This window comes from Streptomyces sp. NPDC017890 (genome assembly GCF_044328675.1).
Taxonomy (GTDB): domain Bacteria; phylum Actinomycetota; class Actinomycetes; order Streptomycetales; family Streptomycetaceae; genus Streptomyces.
This window is the reverse complement of record NZ_JBIRHU010000001.1, coordinates 493,144-511,592: the sequence shown is the minus strand read 5'-3', so window position 1 is coordinate 511,592 and position 18,449 is coordinate 493,144. Positions and strand designations below refer to the sequence as shown.

Annotated in this window: 17 protein-coding genes and 1 tRNA gene; 8 read left to right on the top strand and 10 right to left on the bottom strand. The window is 72.2% G+C overall.

Translation table 11 applies throughout. From position 1 onward, the window contains the following. Positions 1-215: 215 nt before the first annotated feature. The 5 genes from ACH4F2_RS02180 to ehuB form a co-directional block, all read right to left on the bottom strand. Complete coding sequence (locus tag ACH4F2_RS02180; protein WP_398130768.1) at positions 216-974, bottom strand: IclR family transcriptional regulator; 759 nt, start codon at positions 972-974, stop codon at positions 216-218. 246 nt (positions 975-1,220) lie between these two features. Continuing rightward, complete coding sequence (gene ehuA / locus ACH4F2_RS02175; RefSeq protein WP_398130767.1) at positions 1,221-2,006, bottom strand: ectoine/hydroxyectoine ABC transporter ATP-binding protein EhuA; 786 nt, start codon at positions 2,004-2,006, stop codon at positions 1,221-1,223. Next, positions 1,996-2,646 (bottom strand): ectoine/hydroxyectoine ABC transporter permease subunit EhuD, encoded by a 651-nt coding sequence (ehuD, locus tag ACH4F2_RS02170; RefSeq protein ID WP_398130766.1) that lies wholly within the window; start codon positions 2,644-2,646, stop codon positions 1,996-1,998. The genes ehuA and ehuD overlap by 11 nt, the downstream gene beginning before the upstream one ends. Next, positions 2,643-3,347 (bottom strand): ectoine/hydroxyectoine ABC transporter permease subunit EhuC, encoded by a 705-nt coding sequence (gene ehuC, locus ACH4F2_RS02165; protein ID WP_398130765.1) that lies wholly within the window; start codon positions 3,345-3,347, stop codon positions 2,643-2,645. The genes ehuD and ehuC overlap by 4 nt, the downstream gene beginning before the upstream one ends. Continuing rightward, positions 3,344-4,273, bottom strand: coding sequence for an ectoine/hydroxyectoine ABC transporter substrate-binding protein EhuB (ehuB, locus tag ACH4F2_RS02160; RefSeq protein WP_398130764.1), 930 nt, complete (start codon positions 4,271-4,273; stop codon positions 3,344-3,346). Before ehuB ends, ehuC begins: the two co-directional genes overlap by 4 nt. Before the next feature lie 107 nt (positions 4,274-4,380). Between ehuB and ACH4F2_RS02155 the strand changes: the two genes are divergently transcribed. After that, positions 4,381-4,875 carry a DUF3830 family protein gene (locus tag ACH4F2_RS02155; protein ID WP_398130763.1) on the top strand — a complete coding sequence of 165 codons (495 nt, stop codon included), beginning with the start codon at positions 4,381-4,383 and terminating at the stop codon, positions 4,873-4,875. Positions 4,876-4,969: 94 nt separating this feature from the next. On the opposite strand, the gene ACH4F2_RS02150 is transcribed toward ACH4F2_RS02155, so the two are convergent. Together ACH4F2_RS02150 and ACH4F2_RS02145 are read right to left on the bottom strand one after the other, a co-directional pair. Then, positions 4,970-6,364 carry an amidase gene (locus ACH4F2_RS02150; RefSeq protein WP_398130762.1) on the bottom strand — a complete coding sequence of 465 codons (1,395 nt, stop codon included), beginning with the start codon at positions 6,362-6,364 and terminating at the stop codon, positions 4,970-4,972. Positions 6,365-6,436: 72 nt separating this feature from the next. Further along, positions 6,437-7,384 (bottom strand): D-2-hydroxyacid dehydrogenase, encoded by a 948-nt coding sequence (locus ACH4F2_RS02145; protein WP_398130761.1) that lies wholly within the window; start codon positions 7,382-7,384, stop codon positions 6,437-6,439. 188 nt (positions 7,385-7,572) lie between these two features. Here ACH4F2_RS02145 and ACH4F2_RS02140 point away from each other — a divergent pair, with 188 nt between their 5' ends. The 6 genes from ACH4F2_RS02140 (at position 7,573) to ACH4F2_RS02115 (ending at position 12,623) form a co-directional block, all read left to right on the top strand. Continuing rightward, complete coding sequence (locus tag ACH4F2_RS02140) at positions 7,573-8,442, top strand: decarboxylase (RefSeq protein ID WP_398130760.1); 870 nt, start codon at positions 7,573-7,575, stop codon at positions 8,440-8,442. Beyond that, complete coding sequence (locus tag ACH4F2_RS02135; RefSeq protein WP_398130759.1) at positions 8,439-9,170, top strand: aspartate/glutamate racemase family protein; 732 nt, start codon at positions 8,439-8,441, stop codon at positions 9,168-9,170. Before ACH4F2_RS02140 ends, ACH4F2_RS02135 begins: the two co-directional genes overlap by 4 nt. 471 nt (positions 9,171-9,641) lie before the next feature. Continuing rightward, positions 9,642-11,216 (top strand): polysaccharide lyase family 1 protein, encoded by a 1,575-nt coding sequence (locus ACH4F2_RS02130; RefSeq protein ID WP_398130758.1) that lies wholly within the window; start codon positions 9,642-9,644, stop codon positions 11,214-11,216. Positions 11,217-11,379: 163 nt separating this feature from the next. After that, positions 11,380-11,739 (top strand): hypothetical protein, encoded by a 360-nt coding sequence (locus ACH4F2_RS02125; RefSeq protein ID WP_398130757.1) that lies wholly within the window; start codon positions 11,380-11,382, stop codon positions 11,737-11,739. Positions 11,740-11,896: 157 nt separating this feature from the next. Further along, complete coding sequence (locus ACH4F2_RS02120; RefSeq protein ID WP_398130756.1) at positions 11,897-12,559, top strand: bifunctional DNA primase/polymerase; 663 nt, start codon at positions 11,897-11,899, stop codon at positions 12,557-12,559. Continuing rightward, positions 12,550-12,623, top strand: a tRNA-Lys gene (locus ACH4F2_RS02115). Before ACH4F2_RS02120 ends, ACH4F2_RS02115 begins: the two co-directional genes overlap by 10 nt. Positions 12,624-12,755: 132 nt before the next feature. Here ACH4F2_RS02115 and ACH4F2_RS02110 read toward each other — a convergent pair. Next, positions 12,756-14,084, bottom strand: coding sequence for a M6 family metalloprotease domain-containing protein (locus ACH4F2_RS02110; RefSeq protein ID WP_398130755.1), 1,329 nt, complete (start codon positions 14,082-14,084; stop codon positions 12,756-12,758). Positions 14,085-14,417: 333 nt separating this feature from the next. Between ACH4F2_RS02110 and ACH4F2_RS02105 the strand changes: the two genes are divergently transcribed. Further along, a complete protein-coding gene (locus ACH4F2_RS02105) occupies positions 14,418-16,340 on the top strand; it encodes a putative bifunctional diguanylate cyclase/phosphodiesterase (protein ID WP_398130754.1) in 1,923 nt (640 codons plus the stop codon). Here ACH4F2_RS02105 and ACH4F2_RS02100 read toward each other — a convergent pair. Continuing rightward, on the bottom strand, positions 16,316-17,416 hold the full coding sequence (locus tag ACH4F2_RS02100) for an LLM class flavin-dependent oxidoreductase (RefSeq protein WP_398130753.1): 1,101 nt from the start codon (positions 17,414-17,416) through the stop codon (positions 16,316-16,318). The genes ACH4F2_RS02105 and ACH4F2_RS02100 overlap by 25 nt on opposite strands. 161 nt (positions 17,417-17,577) lie before the next feature. Beyond that, entirely contained in the window at positions 17,578-18,204 is a 627-nt protein-coding gene (locus ACH4F2_RS02095; protein ID WP_398130752.1) for a TetR/AcrR family transcriptional regulator, read from the bottom strand. Positions 18,205-18,449 lie beyond the last annotated feature (245 nt).

Genomic DNA, 18,449 nt, shown 5'->3' with positions numbered 1-18,449 from the left:
CGGCGTCGTCGGTCCGGAGCCGGCCTGATCCGAACGACACCTTCCTGGGCGCGCGGTCCGAGGGTGCCCGTGCCCCGCGTGCCGGGTGCCTGGGGAAGTGAGGGCCTTCTGGGCTCGGCGGGGACCGGGACGGTCTCCACCGGCGCCCGGGAGGCCCTCGTGTCCTGCTCGACGCCCGGCCTGCCCCGACGGGACGACCGCGGTCACGGCAGCCGCTAGATCGCCAGCGACAGCAGGACCGGCGCCGCGTTCCGGTTCAGCTCGTCCGCGGCCCGGCGCAGCCGGTGGGCGTGCTCGACCGGGAGGGACAGGGCCAGGCAGCCCACGGCGGACCCGGCCGTGATGGGGACGGCCGCGCAGACCGTGCCCACCGCGTACTCCTGGAGGTCGAGGACCGGCACGCTGGAGGGCTGGGACTCCAGCCGGGACAGCAGCAGCTTGTCGCTGGTGATGGTGCGCGAGGTCAGGCGGGCCATCCGGTGCCGGGCGAGGTGGTCGCGGCGGCCCGCGTGGTCGAGCTGGGTCAGCAGGCTCTTGCCGACCGCGGTGGCGTGCGCCGAGACACGGAAGTCCACCCACTCGTTGACCTTGGGCGTGGCCGGGCTGTCGGCGTACTGGGTGACGCTGACCTCGCCGTCGACGTACCGGCTGATGTAGACGGCGGCGCCCACCGAGTCGCGCAGCCGGTCCAGGGTGTGCTGGAGCTTGTCGCGCAGGGCCTGCTCGCGGCCCTGGGCCGAGCCCAGGCGAGCCAGGGCCTCTCCGGCGGTGTACGCGCCGTCGGCGGTCTGCTCGACGTAGCCCTCGCGGCGCAGCATGCGCAGGAGCGTGGTCAGGCGCTCCCGGCCGAAGCCGGTCTGCCGGGCGAGTTCGGTGTCGGTGACTCCGGTGGTCTGCCGCGTCACCGTCTCCAGGACGCGCAGGGCGTCCTGGGCCGAGTGGTGCGGCGCGGTCGGCTTGTGCTGCAGCGCCACGGTGGTCTCCCCCTGCGCTCGCTGGTAGGCCCCTGCCACTGTCCCTGCCTGTGCCCCCGGTCCGGACAGCGGATCCCCTTCACGATAGCGGCCGAGGGGCCCGGCGTGAGGGAGTGTTCGGGAGATTCCAAGGCCCCCAACTGCGGCACAGGTCCTCTGGCATATGCCGGTGACCTGCCCCAACGCCCCGACCTCGGACGTTGGGGCGGCGACGCCGCGGGCCGCGAGCAGCACAGCGGCACAGCGTCACAGCACCGCGCTGAGGAACTCCCGGGTACGGTCGTGCTCCGGCTCGCTGAAGATCTTCTCCGGCGGACCGGTCTCGATGACCCGGCCCGAGTCGAACATCAGGACCTGGTCCGAGATGTCCCGGGCGAAGTTCATCTCGTGGGTCACGCAGAGCATGGTGATGTCCGTGGTGCGGGCGATGTCCCGCAGCAGGTCGAGGACGCCCGCGACCAGCTCCGGGTCGAGCGCCGAGGTCACCTCGTCGAGGAGGAGCACCTTCGGCCGCATCGCCAGCGCCCGGGCGATCGCCACGCGCTGCTGCTGGCCGCCGGAGAGCTGCGCCGGACGCGCGTCGCACTTGTCGGCCAGGCCCACCATGTCGAGCAGCCCCCTGGCCCGCTCCACCGCCTCGTCCTTGGACATGCCGAGCACCGTGACCGGCGCCTCGGTGATGTTGCGCAGGACGCTCATGTTCGGGAACAGGTTGAACTGCTGGAACACCATCCCGATCTGCTTGCGGGCCTCGCGCCGCTCCTTCTCGGTCGCCGGGAAGAGCTTCTGCCCGTCCACGGTGATCGTGCCCTCGTCGGGCTTGAGGAGCGTCATCAGCAGCCGCAGGATCGTCGTCTTGCCCGACCCGGACGGGCCGATCAGGGTGACGTGCTTGCCGGCGTCGACGGCGAAGTCGAGGTGGTCGAGGACCGTGTTGTCCCCGAACCGCTTCGTGACCTGCTCCAGGCGGATCAGCTCGCCGGAGCTGCGCTCGGGGCTCTTCTCGGGATTGGGGAGAGTGTCAGTGGGCAAGGCGTCGCTCCAGGGCTCGCAGGGCAAGGGAGGCCAGGTAGGAGATGACGATGAAGGCCACGCCGATCACCGTCAGGGGTTCGGTGAACTGGAAGTTCTGCTGCGAGAACAGCCGTGCCTCGCCGAGCATCTCCAGCACCGTGATCGCCATCAGCAGCGGCGTGTCCTTGAGCATGGAGATCACGTAGTTGCCGAGGGCGGGCACCACACGGCGGATGGCCTGCGGCAGGATGACCGCCGTCCAGGTCCGCCCCACCGGCAGGTTCAGCGCCGTGGCGGCCTCCCACTGGCCGACCGGCACCGCCTCGATGCCGGCCCGGTAGACCTGCATCGTGTACGTCGAGTAGTGCAGGCCGATGGCGAGCACACCGGTGGTGAGCGCCGAGGCCGTCACACCCCACTCGGGCAGCACGTAGAAGAGGAAGAACAGCTGCACCAGCAGCGGGGTGTTGCGGACGAACTCGGTGACCACGCCGACGGGCCAGGTCACCCAGCGGGAGGGCACCCGCATCAGCAGCGCCCACACCAGGCCCAGAACGAAGGAGACCAGCGACCCCAGGACCAGGATCTGCAGGGTGACCAGCAGACCGTCCCAGAAGTGCGGCATGAAGTCGGAGACCGCGCTCCAGTCCCACTTCATCGGACACCCCCGATCCCGGCCGGCTCACGAGCGGCGGCCTCGCGCTTCGGTGCCGTCTTCCCGACGCCCGCTTTCAGCTTCTTCTCCAGACCGCGCATCACCCGCGTGAGCAGGAACGCGATCACGAAGTAGATCAGCAGGACGTACGTGTAGATCTCCGCGCTCTCCTGCAGCGCGAGGCGCACCAGGTTGCCGCTGAAGGCCAGATCGCCCATGCCCATGATCGACACCAGTGCGGTGCCCTTGAGCAGCTCGATCAGCAGGTTGGAGAAGGGCGGGATCATCTCCGGCACCGCCTGCGGCAGCAGGATCAGCTTCATCCGCTGCCAGGGCGTGAAGCTGAGCGCGATGCCGCCCTCCTTCTGCGCAGGGTCGACCGAGCCGAGCGCGCCGCGCACGATCTCGGAGCCGTACGCCCCGTAGGTCAGGCCCAGCGCCAGCGTGCCCGCCCACATCGGCACCAGCTGCCAGCCGAAGGCCGGTGGCAGCACGAAGAACACCCAGAAGATCATCACCAGCGCCGAGGTCCCGCGGAACACCTCGGTGTAGACGCCGGCGACGAAGCGGACGATCCACAGCCGGTGGGTGCGCGCGACGCCGACCACGAAGGAGACGGCCGCCGCGAGCAGCGAGCTGAAGACGAGCAGCTGGATCGTGACCCAGACGCCCTGGAGTACGAGTTCCCACAGTCCCGAGGTCATCCGCCGCACAGCTCCTTCGCGGTCAGATCGGTCATCTCGTTCTCGGTGAACCCGAAGGGCTTGAGGATGCGCAGCAGTTCGCCGCTCTTCTTGAGCTTGTGCAGCTCGACGTTGAAGGCGTCCCGCAGGTTGGTCTCGTCCGGGCGGAAGGCGAAACCGCCGCCGTCGACGTGCGGTTCGCCGTCGACGATCGGCGCGAACGGCTCGGTCGCCTCGGCCTTGCCGGACTTCTTCACGACCTCGCGGACGGTCAGCGCCGTACCCGCGAAGACGTCCACGCGCCCGGACTCGACGGCGTTGAGTCCGGCCACCTGGTCGGGGACGATCAGGATGTCGTCCTCCTTGTACCCGTGCTCCACCGCGTAGGCGATCTCGGCGTAGCCGGTGCCGGTCGCGAACTTGGCCTTCTTCCTGACGACGTCCTCGTAGTTGCGCAGCCCGAGGGGATTGCCCTTGCGTACGATGTACGCGTCGAGCATCTGGTAGTCGGGGTCGGAGAAGATGACCTGCTGGCAGCGGTCGGGGTTGATGTACATCCCGGCCGCCACGACGTCGAACTGCTGCGACGCCAGCCCCGGGATGAGCGAGCCGAACTCCGTCGGCACCGGCTGCACCCGGTCCACTCCGAGCCGCTTGAAGATGACCTTCGCCAGCTCCGGGGCCTCGCCGGTCAGCTCACCGTCCTTGTCGATGTACCCGAAGGGGATCTCGCCCGCGATGCCGAGCCGGGCCACGCCCTGGGCCCTGAGCCGGTCGAGGAGATCGCCGCCTTCCACGTCGGACGCGGTGGCCACCCGCGAGCAGCCGGCCGCCCCCAGCCCGCCGAGCGCCGCGACCCCCGCGAGCAGCGACCGGCGGGTGGGCCCGGCTGTCCTGGACCTTCGGTCGGATATACCCCATGGAGGGGTTCTGTGTGGTGGAGCCATGGGCGCGCAGCTACCCGAAGCCGGGCAGGTTATGCCGATCTTTTTCAGTCCGGTACGGCGGCACGGCACCCTTGACCCGGGCGGCGCCGGGCACTGCCATGGAGGGCATGGCTGATCGCTACATCGAAGTCTCGCTGGTCAAGCGCGGAATCACGTGCACGGCCCAACTCCTTCAGGACCGGGCCCCGGTCACCTGCGCGGCGGTCTGGGACGCGCTGCCTCTCGGCGGCGACGTGTATCACGCCAAATACGCGCGCAACGAGATCTACGCCCTTTTCCCGCCCTTCGCGGCATCCGAACCACCGCTGGAGAACCCGACCGTGACGCCCATCCCGGGCGACCTGTGCTATTTCGCCTTCGCGGGCGCCGAGTTGGGCACCAAGGCGTACGGCTACGACCGCGAGGTCCGCGCGGGCACCACTCTCGTCGACCTGGCCCTGTTCTACGAGCGCAACAACCTGCTGCTCAACGGCGACGTCGGCTGGATCCCCGGCACCGTCTGGGGCCAGGTCGTCGAGGGCCTGGACGAGATGGCCGAGGCCTGCAACGACCTGTGGCGGACGGGCGCGGCGGGGGAGACGCTCGGCTTCCGGCGGGCGTAGACCTCCGGCGGATCGGCGCGGGGGAGTCACCGCACCTCGTCAGGGGCCGCACCCCCGCGCCCCCGTGCCCGCGGCGGTCCTCGCGTACGGGGTCCTACGCGTACGAGGCGGGCACCGCGCCCGCCTCGTACAGTGCGTGTGCCGCCCGCAGAACCAGGTCGTCCCGGTGGCGGGCCGCCACCAGTTGCAGGCCGATCGGCAGCCCGTCCCCGTCCGTGCCGACCGGGACGGTCGCCGCCGGCTGCTGGGTCATGTTGAACGGGTAGGTGAAGGGCGTCCACCCGGTCCACCGCCGGTGCCCCGAACCCTTGGGCACCTCGGCGCCCGCCTCGAACGCCGTGATCGGCAGCGTCGGCGTGATCAGCAGGTCGTACGTCTCGTGGAAGCGGCCCATCCGCCGGCCCAGCTCCATCCGCACGTCCACCGCGGCCAGGTACTCCAGCGCCGAGTACCGCGCCCCCGCCCCGACGATCTCCCGCAGCCCCGGGTCCAGCGACTCGCGCTGCCCCGGCCGCAGACGCTGCACCACGCGCGCCGCCCCGCTGAACCACAGCGCGTGGAAGGCGTCCACCGGGTCCGCGAAGTCCGGGTCGGCCTCGCTCACGTACGCGCCGAGTCCCGCCAGCCGCTCCACCGCCCGCCGGACCGCCGTAGCCACCGCCGGGCGCACCGCCACCTGCCCGCCGAGCGAGGGCGAGTACGCCACCCGCAGCCCCCGCACCCCGCCGGTCAGGGCCTCGGAGTACGAACCGGGCGCCGGGCCCAGCGCCGACCAGTCCCGGGTGTCCGGGGTGCCGATGACGTCCAGCATCAGCGCCGCGTCCGCCGCGTCCCGTGTCATCGGGCCGACATGCGCCAGGGTGCCGAAGGCGCTCGCCGGGTAGAGCGGGACCCTGCCGTACGTCGGTTTCAGGCCGAAGACGCCGCAGAAGGAGGCCGGGATGCGCACGCTGCCGCCGCCGTCCGTGCCGAGCGCGAGCGGCCCCGCCCCGCGTGCGACGGCAGCGGCCGCGCCCCCGCTGGAGCCGCCCGCGGTGCGGGTGGGGTCGTGCGGGTTGCGGGTGACGCCGGACAGCGGCGAGTCGGTCACGCCCTTCCAGCCGAACTCGGGCGTCGTCGTCTTTCCGACGAACACGGCGCCGTGCTCCCGCAGCCGGGCGACGGACGGCGCGTCCTCGTCCCACGGCCCGTCCGGCGAGACGGCCCGGGAGCCGCGCAGCGTCGGGTGACCCCGCGTCAGCAGGATGTCCTTCACGGTGACCGGCACCCCGTCCAGCCGCCCGCACGGCTCCCCGCGCCGCCACCGCTCCTCGGCCCGCCGGGCCCCCGCGAGCGCCTCCTCGCCGGTCAGCCGGACGAACGCGTTCAGCTCCGGCTGGATCCGCTCGGCCCGCTCCAGGGCCGCCCGGGTCACCTCCACGGGGCTGAACACGGCCTTGCGGTAGCCGTCGACGAGCTGTACCGCGGTCAGCTCGGTGAGGTCGGTCATGCAGCACCCTCCCGCGTTTTCGGGACGCCGTTCCCCGAGATGTCGTGTCACGAGATGACGTTTCCCTGGACGTCAGTGTCCGGGCACGTATCCGCGTTTCTTGTCGACCACGTTCGTGAGCGGGCCGCCCGTCGCCCAGCTCTCGTACAACTCCACGAACTGGGCGCCCAGTTCGTCCCGCCAGCCGATCGTGTCCCCGCTCATGTGCGGCGAGATGATCAGGTCCGGCACCCGCCACAGCGGGCTGTCGGGCGGGAGGGGCTCGTGGCTGAGCACGTCCAGGGCGGCGCCCGCGATCCAGCGCCTGGTCAGCGCCTCGGCGAGATCGTCCTCGACGACCAGCTGTCCTCGTCCCACGTTCACGAACCGGGCGGAGGGCTGCATCACCCCGAACCGCCGGGCGTCGAACATGCCGCGCGTGTCGTCGGTGAGCGGCGCCGCCGCGACCACCCAGTCGGCCCGGGCCAGCAGCCGGTCCAGCTCGCCGGGCCCGTGGACGCCGGTGCGCGGGGTGCGGCCGACCACCGCGGTGGTGATGCCGAGCGCCTTCAGCGTCTGCGCGACCGCCCGCCCGATCGGCCCGGAACCCACCACGCAGGCGCGGGTCCCCGCCACCCGCGTCGACTCGCGGTGCCGCCAGGTCCGCTCGCCCTGCAACCGCAGCGTCCTGGGCAGGTCCTTGGCCATCGCCAGGACGAGCGCGGCGACGTACTCGGCGATCGGCTGGTCGAAGACCCCGCGCGCGTTGGTCACCACCGTGTCCGACCCGGCCAGCTCCGGGCACATCAGGTGGTCCACACCGGCGCTCGCCGTGTGCACCCAGCGCGGCCGGGGACCGTCACCGGGCCACGCCCTGCGTACGGCGTGCGAGGTGAAGTCCCACACCAGCAGGACGTCGGCGTGCGGCAGCCGCTCGGCGAGGGTCGTCTCGTCGGCGTGCTCGATCCGGGCGCGGCCGGTCAGCCGGCCCAGGCGGGGGAGCGGCTCGGCGTCCAGGACGAGGAGCGTGGGCGTGGTCATCGGCAGGCCTGTCTCCGGTTGGCGGGAGCGGGGGCGGTTCGGTGGGTGACGGGGAACTTAACCGGCTGTTGACCTGGAGGTGACGCGGGCGGATTGACCACGCTCGCACCGGAACCTACCTTCGTCAACACGGCCGTGCGTAACGGTGCGTTGTCCTCCCCTTTCTCAGTGTGAGGCCGGTGCGTGCCATGGACATCTCCTTTCTCGGCGGACCAGCTCCGCAGCGCGGGGCCGGCGTGGTCGCCCCGTTCGACTTCGCGCTCGACCGCGAGCTGTGGCGGTGGGTGCCCGACGACGTGTCGCTGCACATGACGCGGACCCCGTTCGTTCCCGTAGAGGTCAGTCTGGACCTCGCCCGGCTGGTCAGCGAGCACGAGACGCTCGGCGAGGCGGTGCGCACCCTCAACGCCGTCGCGCCCGAGGTCGTCGCCTACGCCTGCACCTCGGGCAGCTTCGTCGGCGGCATCGCCGGCGAACGCGCGATGTGCGAGGCGATGACCTGGGCGGGCGCGGTCCCGTCCGTGACCACCTCCGGCGCGCTGCTGGACGCGCTGACCGAGCTGGGCGTACGCCGGGTCGCGCTGGTGACGCCGTACACCGTGTCCGTGACCCGGGCGCTGGAGGCGTACGTCGCCGAGGCCGGCGTCGCCGTCACCGGCTGCGCCTTCATGGGGCTGACCCGGCACATCTGGAAGGTCCCGTACCGCGACGTGGCCGACATGGCACGCCAGGCGGTACCGCGCCCCGGGGCGGCGGACGCCCTGTTCATCTCCTGCACCAACCTCCCCACCTACGACGTCATCCCGCAGCTGGAGGCCGAGCTGCGCATCCCGGTGATCTCGGCCAACCAAGTGACGATGTGGGCAGCGCTGCGCCGACTGGGTACCCGTGCGGTGGGGCCGTACCAGGCGCTGACCGATCCGGCAGCGCGCCCCGGCCCCACGGTGCCGGGTCCGGCCGGTCCCGCGGTGGCGGGCCCGGTCGGTCCCGCGGTCGCGGACATGCCGGGCGTCGGCGACGCACCGGACACGGAACAGCAGCAGGAAGGGTGGACATGACAGCACTGGGATTCCTGTACCCGGGCCACTCCGGCGAGGGCGACTATCCACGCATCGAGCAGCTCCTGGGCAGCGACATCCGGGTGGACCTGGTGCACACGGACATCGGTGAGGACGCGCACCGGGTCGACGCGCTGCGCGAGATGGGTTCCGCGCGGCGGCTCGCGGCCGGCGTCGAGGAACTGCGGCTCGCCGGCGCCGACGCCGTGGTGTGGGCCTGCACCAGCGGAAGCTTCGTCCACGGCTGGGAGGGCGCACAGGAGCAGGTGCGCGCCCTCGCCCAGACGGCGGGCCTCCCGGCCTCCTCCACCTCCTTCGCCTTCGTGCACGCGGCGAAGGAGATCGGGGCGCGGCGGGTCGCCGTCGGCGCGACCTACCCGGACGACGTGGCGCGGCTCTTCGCGGATTTCCTCGCCGCGGCCGGCATCGAGGCGGCCGACGTCGTCAGCTCCGGCATCGTCACGGCGGCGGAGGTCGGCACCTGGACCGAGTCGCAGGTGCTGGCCCTGGCTCGCGCCGCCGACCGCCCGGACGCCCAGGCGGTCCTGCTGCCGGACACGGCCCTGCACACGGCGGCCCACATCCCCGCCCTGGAGAAGGAACTGGGCAAGCCGGTCCTCACCGCCAACCAGGTCACGGTCTGGGAGGGTCTGCGCCTGGCCGACCGCCGGGTCAACGCCCCGGAACTGGGCGCGCTGTTCACCCGGGAGCCGGTGGTGCAGGCCTGAGCGCGGTCGGCGATCGCGAGGGGGAACCGGCACGACGAGCCACCGCCTGCGGCGACGGTGACCAGGACGGCGGGGACTGAAGAACCCCGGTCCCGCTGGAGCGGGGCCGGGGTTCTCGTCGAGCGCTGGGCAGGCCTTGCACCTGCATTTCCCCACGGGAAGCGGGGCGTCTTTCCTTGGACCACCAACGCACTGCCGTTCAGCGGGGGTTGAGCCCCCGTGAGCCGGCGGATTGATCGTATCGCAGCTCCGTCCCGGGCGCACATCGGCTCAGCGCGGCTGGGGGCAAGATCTCATCCGCTGTTCATCCATGTGTACACCGGCCTTCATTCTGAACCTGCCAGATCTCTTGCCAGCCCCTGTGGGGCCCCCTATTCTCACGCCGAGAAAGCGCTTTCCCGTCTGGTCATGTTGACATGATCTCGACAAGCCTGCCGTTCCGGCATGTGAAGACGAATGGGGAGAACGAGGATGAGACGACCAGTCGCGCTGCGACTCAACGCGGCGCTGGCCACCTTGGCCGTTGCCGCCGCGACCGGTGTGGTGCTGTCGATGCCCGAGGCGGCGGCAGCGGCCAGTGGTGCCACCGGCTACGCGACCCAGAACGGCGGCACGACCGGCGGTGCGGGCGGCCAGACCGTCCGGGCCACCACCGGGACCGCGATCCACCAGGCCCTGTGCGGCCGGGCCAGTAGCAGCACCCCGATCACCATCGAGGTCACGGGGACGATCAACCACGGCAACACCACCAAGGTGTCGGGTGACAGCTGCAGCACCGCCGCGGACAGGATCGAGCTCAAGCAGATCAGCAACGTCACGATCGTCGGAGTCGGCGGCGGCGCCGTCTTCGACCAACTGGGCATCCACATCCGGGAGTCCAGCAACATCATCATCCAGAACGTGACGGTCCGGAACGTCAAGAAGTCGGGCTCGCCCACGTCCAACGGCGGCGACGCCATCGGCATGGAGAGCGGCGTCCGCAACGTCTGGGTCGACCACACCACCCTGGAGGCGTCGGGCGGGGAGTCGGAGGGCTACGACGGCCTCTTCGACATGAAGGACGACACCAAGTACGTGACCCTGTCGTACAGCGTCCTGCGCAACTCCGGCCGCGGCGGACTGATCGGCTCCAGCGAGAGCGACGTGTCCAACGGCTACGTCACCTTCCACCACAACAAGTACGAGAACATCGACTCCCGCGCGCCCCTGCTGCGCGGCGGCGTCGCCCACATCTACAACAACCACTACGTGAGCCTCAACGAGTCCGGCATCAACTCCCGGGCCGGCGCGAAGGCCAAGGTCGACAACAACTACTTCGAGGACTCCAAGGACGTCCTCGGCACCTTCTACACGGACCAGGCCGGCTCCTGGCAGGTCAGCGGCAACATCTTCGACAACGTGACCTGGTCCGAGCGCGAAGGCGACAACAACCCGGCGGGTCCCAACCCCCAGTCCAACACCACCGTCAGCATCCCGTACTCCTACAGCCTCGACGCGGCCGACTGCGTGCCGGGTGTCGTGAGCCAGACGGCGGGCGCGGGCAAGGGCCTGAAGGTGTCGGACGGCAGCTGCACGCCGCAGAACCCGGACCCGACTCCGACCGACCCCGGCCCCACCGACCCGGACCCCACCGACCCGGGCCCGACCCCGACCGACCCTGAGCCCACCGACCCGCCGACCGGGGCCAACCTCAGCATCGGGGCGGGCGCCGACGGGACCTCCAAGGCCGACGGAACGAGCTACGGCAACGTCCGTGACGGCAACATGAGCACCTACTGGTCCCCGTCCGGCTCGACCGGTTCCGTCTCCGTCAAGTGGGGGTCCGCCACCACGGTCTCCAAGGTCCGCATCCGCGAGGCGGCGGGCGCCGAGGGCGGCATCGGGTCCTGGCGGGTCATCAACCACGACACGGGCTCCGTCCTGGCCTCCGGCAGCGGAGCGGGCGTCATCGGCTTCGCCCAGGTCTCGCTGAAGAAGATCACCTTCGAGATCACCGGATCCACCGGCGCACCGAAGGTCGCCGAGTTCGAGACCTACGCCGGGTAGCGAGCGGCGTGGTCCCGCGGGAGTGGGTGAGGGGTGCCCGGTACGCGCGTACCGGCACGGCCTCGCCCTCTTGCACGGGCGCGGGACAATGGACGGTGGCCCACTCCACCCGGAGTGCCCCGGTGCACGGGGAGGGCCGTCGTGCGTACGAGGAGGAGAAGACATGGCGGAGCCCACGCCGCGTCGGAACGAACCGCGGCTACGCCCCGCGCCCCTGCTCTTCGAGCCGGCGGAGGCGGCCGCCGATCCGGAGCACTTCTTCGACCTCGAGTCGATCGACGACCCCCGGGCGCTGCTGGACCGGGCGACGGAGCTGACGCACGCCTTCCGGGCGGCGGCGGACCGGGCGATGGAGTTCCAGGCGATGGCGGCGGCGCAGCTGGCCGACCCCCGGCGGTTCGACCGGCTGACGACCGCGGACATCGCCGAGCGGGCCGAGTGGACCGAGGACTACGCCAAGAAGATGGTGGAGTTCGGGCGGGACCTGATGCGCGGCGGCGAGGGCGGCCCGCACGCCGACTAGCCCGTACCCCGGCCGGCTCGTACCCAGGCCGGCCCGTACGGGCAGACCCCCCGCATATGCCAAGTGGGTGGGCAAGATACTCCTTCCGCCTTCCTTCTGTCCCGGTTTCCCGCAACTCCTCGGAGTCGGTTCCTCACGCCGGGTAAATCTAGGCGGCATGAGCAGCACGCGCGATGTCGCCCTCGAATCCGCCCCCCACATCTCGGACGTCACCTCGGACGGTGCCGCCTGGCTGGCCTCGGCGGGCCCGTACCCGCGCAGCACGCTCGCGCTCTGGGAGGAGCGCCCCGGGGCCCCGGTCGTCCTGCCCTGCGGTTCCGCCTTCGACGTGGTGAGCGCCCCCGCGATCTTCGGGCGCCGGATGCTGGACCGGATGTGGGACGAGGGGCCGGGTTCGGGACCGGTGGCCGAGTTCCGGGGCCGGATGCTGCTGTTCACCGCGCCGGGCACGGCCCAGCGGCTGCCGTCGCTGCTGGAGTGGGAGGAGTGGGGCGCGCGCGGCCGGGCGGGCGGCCGTACGGGCACGGTGCCGCCGCTGCTGTGCCACGGCGCCGGGGACGCGGTGACCGTGCCGGCCCCGGTGGGCGCCGAGACCGGAGCGGCGCCGGTGGGCCCACCCGGCGGAGCCGGTCCGGACGCCGCGCCCGCCCGTTCCGGTTCCCGCTGGCTGGTGGCCCCGGACACGCGCCGGCCGTGGCTGCCGGGCCCGGAGATCCTGCTCTGGGCGGCCGTACGGGCGGCCCGTGCCGCCGTCCGCATTTCGATTTTTCCCTCCGCCGACCAGGATGCTAAGGTCTACGACGTCAGCAGGCGCCGCTAGCTCAGTTGGTTAGAGCAGCTGACTCTTAATCAGCGGGTCCGGGGTTCGAGTCCCTGGCGGCGCACGTTGCCGATGGCGAGGCGGGATCGCGGAAAGCGCGAACCGGCCTCGCCATCGTTGTTCCCGCGCGGATCCGCCACGCGTGGCGGGGGCTCCCCCCGCACCCCCTCGGCCGACGTGACCTCGGGCAAGCGGCTCACCCCGGCGTGACCTGCACCGTCCACGCCCCCGACACCGTCCGCCCCGCCACCTCCACCCGTACGCCATCATCCGGCACGGTGAAGCTCTCGCCCAGGCTCACCGGGGCGTCGGCGAGCGGGGGGTAGACCGAGTCCTCCCAGCAGGCCTCGGTGTCCGGGTGGGCGTCGACCACCTCGACCGGCCCGCCCCCGGACTCCGCCCCGCTGCGCACCCGGTACACCAGCACCCCCGCCCGGCAGGCTGCGGCGTCGTTGCCGACCGGCCCCCGCGCCTCGAAGGCGAGCACGCTGTCCGCCCCGGTGCGCACCACCGCGAGCTTGGTGCCCCGCCCGAGACCGAAGGCCGGCGCCCCGGCGGCGCCCGTCACCACCACCCCCGGCCCCGCCCCCAGCGGCTCCAGCGTCAGCCGGGTGGGCCCGCGGCCCCGCACGCACGCCACCTGCCGGGGTTGCAGCCAGCCCAGCTTCCACTTGTGCCAGCCGAAGAGGTCGGGGGCCAGTCCGAACTGGCTCCCCATGAGGTCCCAGTCACCGACATGGGTGTCCCAGTCGCCCTTGCCGTCGACGGGCCGCTGATACAGGTCGGGCAGGTCGAAGACGTGCCCGGTCTCGTGGGCCAGGACCAGCCGGTCCGGCGGATGGTTCTCGAAGACCGTGACGACGCGCCGGATGTCGGTGCCGTCGGCCCGCATCGGGGTGTCCAGGTTGACGACCTTCGTGGCGTCGGAGTCCACGCCGGGCGCGTCCGGGTCGGCGACGAAGTAGACGACGTCGTAGCGGGAGAAGTCGACGTGCCGGTCGGCGGCGTCGAGCGCGTCCCGCAGGTACGCGGCCCGGTGCCGGGGGCTCCAGTCGCGCTGTATGTCGTACCACGTCGACGGCCGCGGCATGGGGATCCAGGTGCGCAGCGGGTGCGGGCGGAGCGTGAACGTGCCGTACGAGGCGCGCTGGAAGAAGCGGGTGGTGGCCGGGAAGTGGTCGGCGGCCAGTTCGGCCGGCGCGGTCAGCGGCTGGGAGTCGGGGAAGGACAGGAACACCATCACCGCGTCCAGGGCGCGGACGGGCCGCGGATAGGCGGCGTTCCAGGTGTGCAGGCCCTCGGAGTGGTGCACGTCGGTGCGCTGGAGCGCACAGGGCTGAGGGGAGAAGGGCTCCGCGACCGAGGGGGCGGTGACCAGGGAGGTCGCGGCGAGCGCCGACATCGTGGTGCACACCGCCGCCGTACTGCGCAGCCTGGGCCGCACCGTCCCCGCGGTCCGCCGGTCCGCGCCGAGCCTCTCGAGGGCCTCCCGGGGAAGTCGCCTCAGGGGGAGCTGGCGCGGCACATGAACCTCCGGGTGCGGTTGAACGGGACACCGCACTCAGCTTGTGCATGTTTGTCGTACTGCGCCCTGTTCGCCTGCACCGGATGGGTGAGCCGCCCGGAATTTCACCGGAGGACCCCTGGCCGACACCTTCAGGTCACTCACGGAACGTCACAACTGGTCGGGGGTGTGAGAAACCCGTCCAGGTGTGAGCAGAAACGGTCTGTCGGGGAGATCACTTGGTCCCGATCGCGGAACGGCGGCTGGTAGGGCCCGGTGGCAGCCTCTATGATCGGCACACTTTCCTGCACGAACAGAGCACGAACAGAGATCGAGGCACTGCGGGAGCGAGCGGTGAACGGAACCTCCGAAGGGCCGGCGCCCGCGGCAGACCTCGACCGGTCGGCCGTCACGGACAGTGACAACCATCTGGCGCCTCGTACTCCGTGTACGGGGTCCCCGGCCTACCGGTCGGCGTTCACGGCCGCCCCCCTGGCCATGGCCGTCGTCGACGCCGAGGGCCTGGTCGTCGGCGCCAACGACACGCTGGGCACCCTGCTCGGCACCGACCCGGCCACGCTGGCCGGCTGCCCGGCGGCCGACCTCGTCGACCTCGCCTCCGACGCGGGCACCTGGCACGCGTACCGCGAGGTGCTGCGGGGCCGGCAGCCCCGGCTGCGCTGCACCCGGCGGCTGAAGCGGGCCGACGGGCACTCCCTGTGGGTACAGGTGACGGTCGCTCCCCTGGCCGGGTCCGGGGACGCGCGGGAGGGCCTGCTGATGTCGGTCGCCGACATCAGTGCCCGGCGTGAGCTCCAGGCCCGCCTGCGCCACCTCCAGATGCACGACCCGGTGACCCGGCTGCCCAACCGCGCGCTGTTCTTCGAGCGTCTGACGGCCGCGCTGGAGGCGGAGCCGCACGAGCACGGCGGCACGGGCCGGATCGGCGTGTGCTACCTGGACCTGGACGGCTTCAAGGCCATCAACGACACCCTCGGCCACCGCGTCGGCGACCGGCTGCTGGCCGCCGTGGCCGAGCGTCTGACCCGGTGCGCGGAGGACGCCGTCCACACCCGGTCCGGCGCCCCGCTGGTGGCCCGGCTCGGCGGCGACGAGTTCGCCCTCCTCGTGGAGGACTCCACGGGCACCGACCAGCTCGCCGAACTGGCCGAATCGGTCCTGACGGCCCTCCAGGCGCCCTTCGAGGTCGCCGACCGCAGTCTGTCGGTCACCGCGTCGGTCGGCGTCGTCGAACGCCACACCGTCGGCACCACCCCCACCGCCCTGATGCAGGCGGCGGACACCACCCTGTACTGGGCGAAGGCCGACGGCCGGGCCCGCTGGACGCTCTTCGACCCCGAACGCAACGCGAACCGCATGACCCGCCAGGCCCTCGCCGCCACGCTCCGCCCCGCCATCGAGCGCGGCGAGTTCGCCCTCGAGTACCAGCCGCTGGTCGGCATGGAGGACGGCCGGGTGCGGGGCGTCGAGGCGCTCATCCGCTGGAATCATCCTCAGTTCGGCGTATTGGCGCCGAATCGGTTCATCGCACTGGCGGAGGAGGACGGTTCGATCGTTCCACTGGGCCGCTGGATCCTGCGCACGGCCTGCCACCAGGCCCGCCGCTGGCAGCTGGCCCACCCGGACGACCCGCCGATCTTCGTCAGCGTCAACGTGGCGGTCCGCCAGGTCTGGGACTCCGACCTGGTGGCGGACGTGGCGGCGACCCTGGAGGAGACGGGCCTGGCCCCGCACCTGCTCCAGCTGGAGCTGACGGAGTCGGCGGTGATGGGCTCGGCGGGCCGCCCGCTCCAGGCCCTCAAGGCGCTCAGCGACATGGGCGTCCACATCGCCATCGACGACTTCGGCACGGGTTACTCGAACCTGGCCTACCTCAGCCGGCTGCCCGTCTCGGTCCTGAAGCTGGACGGTGCGTTCGTACGGGGGTTCCAGTACGACGGGGTGCGGGACGGCGGGATCCAGGGCGCCGGGGCGGACGCCGACGCCGCCTCGGCGGCCGACGCGTCCTCGGCCAACCCGGCCGACGAGGTCATCGTCGAGGCGATGGTCCAGCTCGCCCACCGGCTCGGGCTGACCGTGACCGCCGAGTGCGTGGAGACCTCCGACCAGGCGACCCGCCTGCGCCGCATCGGCTGCGACACCGGTCAGGGCTGGCTGTACTCCCGACCGGTGGCGCCGGATCGTATCTCCGCACTGCTGGGCACCTCGTCAGGCCCCGGGGCGGCCGGGGTTCAGGCCGGCGTCGGCAACCCGTAGGCGTCGGCGATCAGCTCGTAGGAGCGCAGGCGTACGTCACCGCCGTGGGCGTTGGCGGTGAGCATCAGCTCGTCGGCGCCGGTGCGCTTTTGGAGATCGTCCAGGCCGGACCGGACCTCGTCCGGGGTGCCGTGGACGACGTTGGAGTTCCAGGACGCCACGAACTCCTGCTCCATCGGGCTGAAGTCGTACGCCTCGGCCTCCTCCGGCGTCGGCACGAGCCCGGGGCGTCCGGTGCGCAGCCGGACCATGTTCAGCGCGGCGGCCAGCACCTGCCGGCGGGCCTCCCTCTCGTCGTCCGTCGCCAGCGCGGAGACGCCGATGAGGGCGTAGGGGGCGTCGAGGACGGCGGACGGCCGGAAGGACTCCCGGTACAGGTCCAGCGCCGGGACGGTGTTCTGCGCCGAGAAGTGGTGCGCGAAGGCGAAGGGCAGCCCGAGGCTGCCGGCCAGCCGCGCGCTGAAGCCGGAGGAACCGAGCAGCCAGACCGGCGGCCGGTGCGGGGACTGGACACCGCCGGGGGAGGTCGCCTGCACGGGACCGGGCACGGCGTGGATACGGCGGTACGGGTGCCCGTCGGGGAAGTCGTCGTCCAGGAACCGGATCAGCTCCGCGAGCTGCTGCGGGAAGTCGTCGGCGCCTTCGTTCAGGCGGTCGGTGCGGCGCAGGGCGGCGGCGGTGGCCCCGTCGGTGCCGGGGGCGCGGCCGAGGCCGAGGTCGACGCGGCCCGGAGCCATCGCCTCCAGGGTGCCGAACTGCTCCGCGATCACGAGGGGCGCGTGGTTCGGCAGCATGACGCCGCCCGAGCCGAGCCGGATGCGGTCGGTGTGGGCCGCCAGGTGGGCCAGGATCACCGCGGGCGAGGAGGAGGCGACGCCGGGCATGGAGTGGTGCTCGGCGACCCAGTACCGGTGGAAGCCGCGCTGCTCCGCGAGGCGTGCGATGTCCACGCTGGTCCGCAGCGCGTCGGTGGCGGTACGGCCGGCGCCGACGGTCACCAGGTCCAGTACGGAGAGGGGGACGGGCGCGGTGCCGTGGACCGGGCCCCGGATCTCCTCTGCGGCGTCTGCGGGCATGGTGGGGTGCCTCCTGTGTGGTGTGACGTACGCGGTTCGCTGCGCGGCGTAACAGGAGGAGGCCTCCGGTTATTCCCCGGCGGGGGTCCTGAGGGCGGCGAGGAAGGCGGGGGCGGGGACGGCGCCGGGGGCACGGGGGTGCCGGCGTTATTCGTGAGTCGTCATTCGGGGATCTCGTCGATGGATTGGGCGGAGGGGCCGATGGCACCGGTGCGGATCCGGTCGAGGAGGGTGCCCTCCAGTTGCCGCAGCGGGAAGTCGCGGTCCTCGGCGGCCAGGGCCAGTCCGCCTCGGATGCCGGCCATGAGCAGCAGCCGGTCACCCTCCGGATCGGGCGAACCGATCGCCACCAGGGCGTCGTCCAGCGCGCGCAGCAGATCGGCCGAGTCGATGTCCGCCCCGGCCTCGCGCAGGACGACCCGGGCCTGCGGATCGGCGAGCAGCGCCGAGACGGCGCGGCCCTCGTCGATCTCGTCGGGGGAGGTGTCCAGCCCCAGGAGCGCGGAGCGGACGAGCAACCGCAGGGTGCGGGCCGGGTCGCCGTCCTGCTGGTCGGCGAGGGCGGCTCGGGTGCGCGTCCGCCAGCCGTTGGCGACATCGATCAGCAGCCCGTCCTTGCTGCCGAAGTAGCGCGAGGGCAGACCGTCGGCGACTCCCGCGCGGGCGGCGACCTGGCGCAGGGTGGTGGCGTGGTAGCCCTGCTCGGCCATCAGCAGGACGGCCGCGCGGCGGATACGGGCCCGGGTCGCGTCCCGGACGGCGGCCGAAGCCTCAGGAGTGCGGGGCATCGCGGTGTCCTTTCGCCGGCCGACGGGTGTCCGGTCCACGGACGCGACGGCTCCGTCTTTTGGATGAACGATAGTTCAATCTGAACAGGCCGAGCCGCCACACGCCACCGGCACGTCATGGCCGACCGCGCTCAGGGCCGCCACGCCACCCGGTGCTCCGCCAGATGTGCCGGCACCGCGTGGTTCGCCTCCCAGCCGTCCGGGGCTGTGCCCGTTGGCCGCCTCGGGCGGTGTGCCGGACTCCG